The 7,272-nt window shown below is 58.1% G+C and carries 1 protein-coding gene and 3 rRNA genes; all 4 read right to left on the bottom strand.

Going from position 1 to position 7,272, the window contains the following annotated elements; translation table 11 throughout:
- Positions 1–279: 279 nt before the first annotated feature.
- A 5S ribosomal RNA gene (rrf, locus tag AC5YDA_RS13790) occupies positions 280–396 on the bottom strand.
- A 129-nt stretch (positions 397–525) separates the two neighbouring features.
- Positions 526–3,631 (bottom strand): 23S ribosomal RNA (locus AC5YDA_RS13785).
- 364 nt (positions 3,632–3,995) lie between these two features.
- Positions 3,996–5,509 (bottom strand): 16S ribosomal RNA (locus AC5YDA_RS13780).
- Together the 16S, 23S and 5S rRNA genes form the textbook arrangement of a ribosomal RNA operon.
- Before the next feature lie 491 nt (positions 5,510–6,000).
- On the bottom strand, positions 6,001–7,269 hold the full coding sequence (gene tyrS / locus AC5YDA_RS13775; protein WP_496190140.1) for a tyrosine--tRNA ligase: 1,269 nt from the start codon (positions 7,267–7,269) through the stop codon (positions 6,001–6,003).
- Between the last annotated feature and the right edge of the window lie 3 nt (positions 7,270–7,272).

Genomic DNA, 7,272 nt, shown 5'->3' with positions numbered 1-7,272 from the left:
CAGGAACGGGCTCACCCACCCGATCCTACCGGCCCCTTTAGTGCCCCAAACCCACGAACCAAAACTCTCCGACTAGCAGTGATATCGCCCGGAACCCCAGCAATCAGCTCAAGGTGTGCAAGTCAGGAGGGCTGTGCGTCGAGAGACCGCAGCTTGATGCCGAGGGCGCCCCGTCCGAGCGACCGAATCGCCGGGGTGGCGCCGTGGCGTGTGGGGGTGTGCAGAGAGGCCCCCAGCATGGCTGGGGGCCTCTCTTGTTCACCCCTTGTTGGGGGGTGTGTTCGGCGGTGTCCTACTCTCCCACACCCTCACGAGTGCAGTACCATCGGCGCTGCAAGGCTTAGCTTCCGGGTTCGGAATGGGACCGGGCGTTTCCCTTGCGCAATGGCCACCGAAACAATCTGGAGTTGTCATCCCACACCGATGGGTGTGGGGGATCATCCTGACCTGTTTGTTGATCGGGATATCGTATAGTGGACGCGAGCGTTACATAGTTTTTGTCTGGTCTCGTCACTTGTTTGGTGTAGTGACAAGCCCTCGGCCTATTAGTACCAGTCAGCTCCACACATTGCTGTGCTTCCACGTCTGGCCTATCAACCCCATGGTCTGTAGGGGGCCTTACCCACTCAAGGTGGTGAGAGTCCTCATCTTGAAGCATGCTTCCCGCTTAGATGCTTTCAGCGGTTATCATTTCCCAACGTAGCCAACCAGCCGTGCCCTTGGCAGGACAACTGGCACACCAGAGGTTAGTCCGTCCCGGTCCTCTCGTACTAAGGACAGCCCTTCTCAAGACTCTAACGCGCGCAGCGGATAGGGACCGAACTGTCTCACGACGTTCTAAACCCAGCTCGCGTGCCGCTTTAATGGGCGAACAGCCCAACCCTTGGGACCGACTCCAGCCCCAGGATGCGACGAGCCGACATCGAGGTGCCAAACCATGCCGTCGCTATGGACGCTCGGGCAAGATCAGCCTGTTATCCCCGGGGTACCTTTTATCCGTTGAGTGACGGCGCTTCCACACGCCACCGTCAGATCACTAGTCCCGACTTTCGTCCCTGCTCGACATGTCTGTCTCACAGTCAAGCTCCCTTGTGCACTTACACTCAACACCTGATTGCCAACCAGGCTGAGGGAACCTTTGGGCGCCTCCGTTACCTTTTGGGAGGCGACCGCCCCAGTCAAACTACCCATCAGGCACTGTCCCTGAACCCGATCAGGGTCCGAGGTTAGATAACCAGAACGACCAGAGTGGTATTTCAACGTTGACTCCACCATCACTGGCGTGACAGCTTCAAAGTCTCCCACCTATCCTACACAAGTCGTACCGATCACCAATACCAAACTATAGTAAAGGTCCCGGGGTCTTTCCGTCCTGCTGCGCGTAACGAGCATCTTTACTCGTAATGCAATTTCGCCGAGTTCGTGGTGGAGACAGCGCCCAAATCGTTACTCCATTCGTGCAGGTCGGAACTTACCCGACAAGGAATTTCGCTACCTTAGGATGGTTATAGTTACCACCGCCGTTTACTGGGGCTTAAGTTCACCGCTTCGCTTGCGCTAACAGTTCCCCTTAACCTTCCAGCACCGGGCAGGAGTCAGTCCGTATACATCGTCTTTCAACTTCGCACGGACCTGTGTTTTTAGTAAACAGTCGCTTGGGCCTGGTCTCTGCGACCCTCACCGCTGCCCCACGCAAAGTGGTTCACGGATCAGGTCCCCCTTATCCCGAAGTTACGGGGGTATTTTGCCGAGTTCCTTCACCACGATTCTCTCGATCGCCTTAGTATTCTCTACCTATCCACCTGTGTCGGTTTGGGGTACGGGCGGCTCACAACTCGCTCACGAAGCTTTTCTAGGCAGCATAGGATCACCCACACCACCACCAAAGTGGCAGTGCCATCACGTCTCAGCCACACAGCACACGGATTTGCCTATGTGCCGGCCTACGCGCTTAGCCCACGACAACCATCGCGTGGGATGGGCTACCTTCCTGCGTCCCTCCGCAGCTTGCCTACTACCGGATCAGGTCACAGACTCAACCAACCAGGCACCCGAAGGCACCACAGAAGGTCTCGCGTGCTTAGTATCACCGGCCTCGACACGGGCGTTGCTTCGCCGGTACCAGAATATCAACTGGTTGTCCATCGACTACGCCTGTCGGCCTCGCCTTAGGTCCCGACTCACCCAGGGCAGATTAGCTTGACCCTGGAACCCTTGGATATTCGGCGGACGGGTTTCTCACCCGTCTTTCGCTACTCATGCCTGCATTCTCACTCGTGTGCACTCCACGACTGGGTCACCCCGCCGCTTCACTGCGCACACGACGCTCCCCTACCCAACCACACACCTGGCCCGAAGGCAGGTACACGCATGATTGCCACAGCTTCGGCGGACTGCTTGAGCCCCGCTACATTGTCGGCGCAGAATCACTTGACCAGTGAGCTATTACGCACTCTTTCAAGGGTGGCTGCTTCCAAGCCAACCTCCTGGTTGTCTTCGCGACTCCACATCCTTTTCCACTTAGCAGTCCCTTAGGGGCCTTAGCTGGTGATCTGGGCTGTTTCCCTCTCGACTATGAAGCTTATCCCCCACAGTCTCACTGCCGCCCTTCACTTACCGGCATTCGGAGTTTGGCTGATTTCGGTAAGCTTGTGGGCCCCCTAGACCATCCAGTGCTCTACCTCCGGCAAGAAACAGGCGACGCTGCACCTAAATGCATTTCGGGGAGAACCAGCTATCACGGAGTTTGATTGGCCTTTCACCCCTATCCACAGCTCATCCCCTCGGTTTTCAACCCAAGTGGGTTCGGTCCTCCACGACGTCTTACCGTCGCTTCAACCTGGCCATGGATAGATCACTCCGCTTCGGGTCCAGACCCGGCGACTAAAAAACGCCCTATTCGGACTCGCTTTCGCTACGGCTCCCCCACACGGGTTAACCTCGCCACCGAGCACTGACTCGCAGGCTCATTCTTCAAAAGGCACGCCGTCACCCCACAAAGAGGCTCCGACGGATTGTAGGCGGTCGGTTTCAGGTACTATTTCACTCCCCTCCCGGGGTACTTTTCACCTTTCCCTCACGGTACTTGTCCGCTATCGGTCATCAAGGAGTATTTAGGCTTGACGGGTGGTCCCGCCGGATTCACACAGAATTTCAGGAGTTCCGTGCTACTTGGGGTAACGACAACGAGGCAAACACATACGCCTACACGACTGTCACGCACTCTGGTACACCCTCCCAGGTGTTTCAGCTTCATGTTTGCTTTATCACTCGATGGGAGATCAGCAGCCCTCCCGAGTCGGCCCCACAACCCCCAGCATGCAACGCCTGCCAGCTATCACACACGCCAGGTTTGGCCTCTTCCGCGTTCGCTCGCCACTACTTACGGAATCACAATTGTTTTCTCTTCCTGTGGGTACTGAGATGTTTCACTTCCCCACGTTCCCTCCAACACCCCTATATATTCAGGATGAGGTCGCCCGACACAACTCGGGTCATTCGAGGTTTCCCTATTCGGAGATCCACGGATCAAAGCTCGTTTACCAGCTCCCCATGGCTTATCGCAGGTTACAACGTCCTTCATCGGCTCTTGATGCCAAGGCATCCACCGACCGCCCTTAGTAGCTTGTCACCAAACAAAAACGATCAACAAAATCTACAAAGATGCTCGCGTCCACTATACAATTCTCAAACAACAAACAAACACCAGACAACCCACACCCACCAGGAGTGCACCATCATCCGGCATCATCGTTGCGACACCCACCAACCGGCGGAAGTCCCAGAACCCAACAACGTGCCACCGCCCCCACCAGCCAGCCACCCGAACCCGTTCCACACCCCAAAGAGGCAGTACTAGACACTCGAACAACCAACCGACAGAAACTTGGCCAATGCCTTCCACAATTCAGTCACCCCGCCCCGCACACCACACTCGGATGTGAACGAGGACGACCCCCCACCCGTGACGGTGATGGGGCACAGAGGCTCCCTAGAAAGGAGGTGATCCAGCCGCACCTTCCGGTACGGCTACCTTGTTACGACTTAGTCCTAATTACCGATCCCACCTTCGACGGCTCCCTCCACAAGGGTTGGGCCACCGGCTTCGGGTGTTACCGACTTTCATGACTTGACGGGCGGTGTGTACAAGGCCCGGGAACGTATTCACCGCAGCAATGCTGATCTGCGATTACTAGCGACTCCGACTTCATGGGGTCGAGTTGCAGACCCCAATCCGAACTGAGACTGGCTTTACGTGATTCGCTCACCCTCACGGGATCGCAACACTTTGTACCAGCCATTGTAGCATGCGTGAAGCCCTGGACATAAGGGGCATGATGACTTGACGTCATCCCCACCTTCCTCCGAGTTGACCCCGGCAGTCTCCCATGAGTTCCCACCATTACGTGCTGGCAACATAGGACGAGGGTTGCGCTCGTTGCGGGACTTAACCCAACATCTCACGACACGAGCTGACGACAGCCATGCACCACCTGCACACCAGCCCGAAGGAAGCAACATCTCTGCTGCCGTCTGGTGCATGTCAAACCCAGGTAAGGTTCTTCGCGTTGCATCGAATTAATCCGCATGCTCCGCCGCTTGTGCGGGCCCCCGTCAATTCCTTTGAGTTTTAGCCTTGCGGCCGTACTCCCCAGGCGGGGCACTTAATGCGTTAGCTACGGCACGGAGAACGTGGAATGTCCCCCACACCTAGTGCCCACCGTTTACGGCGTGGACTACCAGGGTATCTAAGCCTGTTTGCTCCCCACGCTTTCGCTCCTCAGCGTCAGGAAATGTCCAGAGAACCGCCTTCGCCACCGGTGTTCCTCCTGATATCTGCGCATTCCACCGCTCCACCAGGAATTCCGTTCTCCCCTACATCCCTCAAGTCTGCCCGTATCGAATGCAAGCACACAGTTAAGCTGTCTGTTTTCACATCCGACGCAACAAACCACCTACGAGCTCTTTACGCCCAATAAATCCGGACAACGCTCGCACCCTACGTATCACCGCGGCTGCTGGCACGTAGTTAGCCGGTGCTTCTTCTGCAGGTACCGTCAAATTCGCCCCTGCTGAAAGCGGTTTACAACCCGAAGGCCTTCATCCCGCACGCGGCGTTGCTGCATCAGGCTTTCGCCCATTGTGCAATATTCCCCACTGCTGCCTCCCGTAGGAGTCTGGGCCGTATCTCAGTCCCAGTGTGGCCGGTCGCCCTCTCAGGCCGGCTACCCGTCAAAGCCTTGGTAGGCCACTACCCCACCAACAAGCTGATAGGCCGCGAGTCCATCCCCCACCGAAAAAACTTTCCACACCCCACCATGCAGCAAGATATGAATATGCGGTATTAGCAAGAATTTCTCCTCGTTATCCCACAGTGAAGGGCAGGTTACTCACGTGTTACTCACCCGTTCGCCACTAACCACCAAACAAGTTTGATGATCCGTTCGACTTGCATGTGTTAAGCACGCCGCCAGCGTTCGTCCTGAGCCAGGATCAAACTCTCCATCGAAAAACTGGAAAGCAATCACACTGACAAACCAACCAAAAGGCTGGCAATCAAATAATCACTCAAAGAAGCCAACCAAAGTTGGCAACGAGGACACACAAAACCAAAGGTTAAGTGTGCAAAAAATGAACCAAAACACCACAAAAGATGTCCTGGCCACTGGCATTGACCTAAGCACGCTGTTGAGTTCTCAAACTTCCGACACACACCGTGGAAATCATTTCCTATTCGGAAGCGATCCCCGCGGGGCACTTGGTATACTTTAGAGAGTCATTTTCGCCGAGTCAAATCGGCTTATTTTCCCTCTCAATCCGCACGCTGACGCCACTCTCGAAAGAGTTGTCATCGTTGGTTTGGATTGGCGTTCCTGGTTCGTACGTTGTGGCCTTGGCCTCTCCGTCCGCCCCCCGAGCGCTTGGTAAACATTACACACCCTCGCCCGAGAAACAAAATCGGGCGGACGCCGTTGGCGTCCGCCCTTGTCAGGCCACGGTTCAGCCGCTCACGACCTCGACGGCTCCCACGGTCTTCCTGCCACGGCGCACGATCGCCCACCGGCCATCGAGCAGGTCCGCCTGCCTGAGGACGGCGTCCACGTCGGTCACCTTCTCGTTGTTGAGGTAGGCGCCGCCCTCCTGGATGGCGCGGCGGGCCGCCGACTTGCTGTCGACCACACCCGACTCGGTCATGACGTCCACGAACGCCGGCAGGGCCTCCCCCACCTCGAGTCGCGCCGCCCCCAGTTCCTTCGCGACCGACCTCAGGGTCCGTCCGTCCAGCTCGCGCAGTTCGGAGCGCCCGAAGAGGGCGGCGGCGGCAGCCTCGGCGGACTGGCGTTCGCCGACGCCGTGCACCAGGTCGGTGATGTCATCGGCGAGAGCGCGCTGGGCGATGCGGAGGAAGGGCTTCTCCTCCTGCTGGGCCTCGATCTCGGCGATCTCGTCCCGGGACCGCTCGCTGAACACCTTGAGGTACGTCATGACCATCGCGTCCTCGGCGTTCAGGAAGTACTGGTGGAACGCGTAGGGAGAGGTCATCTCGGGATCCAGCCAGACGGTGCCCGATTCGGTCTTGCCGAACTTGGTGCCGTCCGCCTTGGTCAGCAGCGGCGTGGCCAAGGCGTGCACCCGCGCTCCCTCCGAGCGGCGGATCAGGTCGACGCCGGCGGTGAGGTTGCCCCACTGGTCCGAGCCTCCGGTCTGCAGGGTCACCCCATGGCGACGGAACAGCTCGCGGTAGTCCAGCGACTGGAGGAGGACGTAGCTGAACTCGGTGTAACTGATGCCCGTGTCCAGTCGGCTCTTCACGACCTCACGGTCGAGCATGCGGTTCACCGAGAAGTGCTTGCCGACATCGCGCAGGAAGTCCAGCGCCGAGATGCCGGACGTCCAGTCCAGGTTGTTGACCAGCGTCGCGGCGTTCGGGCCGTCCAGGTCGATGAGACGACCCACCTGCGAGCGGATCCGCTCCACCCAGCCGGCGACGACGTCCAGGTCGTTCATGACGCGCTCGCCCGCCTGCTTGGGATCACCGATCAGGCCGGTCGATCCACCCACCAGCAGGATGGGCCTGTGCCCGGCCCGTTGCAGCGCGCGCTGCACCATGACCTGGACGAGGTTGCCCATGTGGATCGACGGCGCTGTCGGGTCGAAACCCACATAGGAGGTGATCGGGCCCTCGTCGAGGTGGGCGCGCAGGGCGTCCAGATCGGTGGAGTGGGCGATCAGCCCGCGCCAGGAGAGTTCATCGATCACTGCGTTCACGAG

It is taken from the genome of Propioniciclava sp. LT294, from assembly GCF_059516005.1.
Note: the sequence above shows the minus strand (reverse complement) of the source record. Positions and strands in the feature narration are given on the sequence as shown.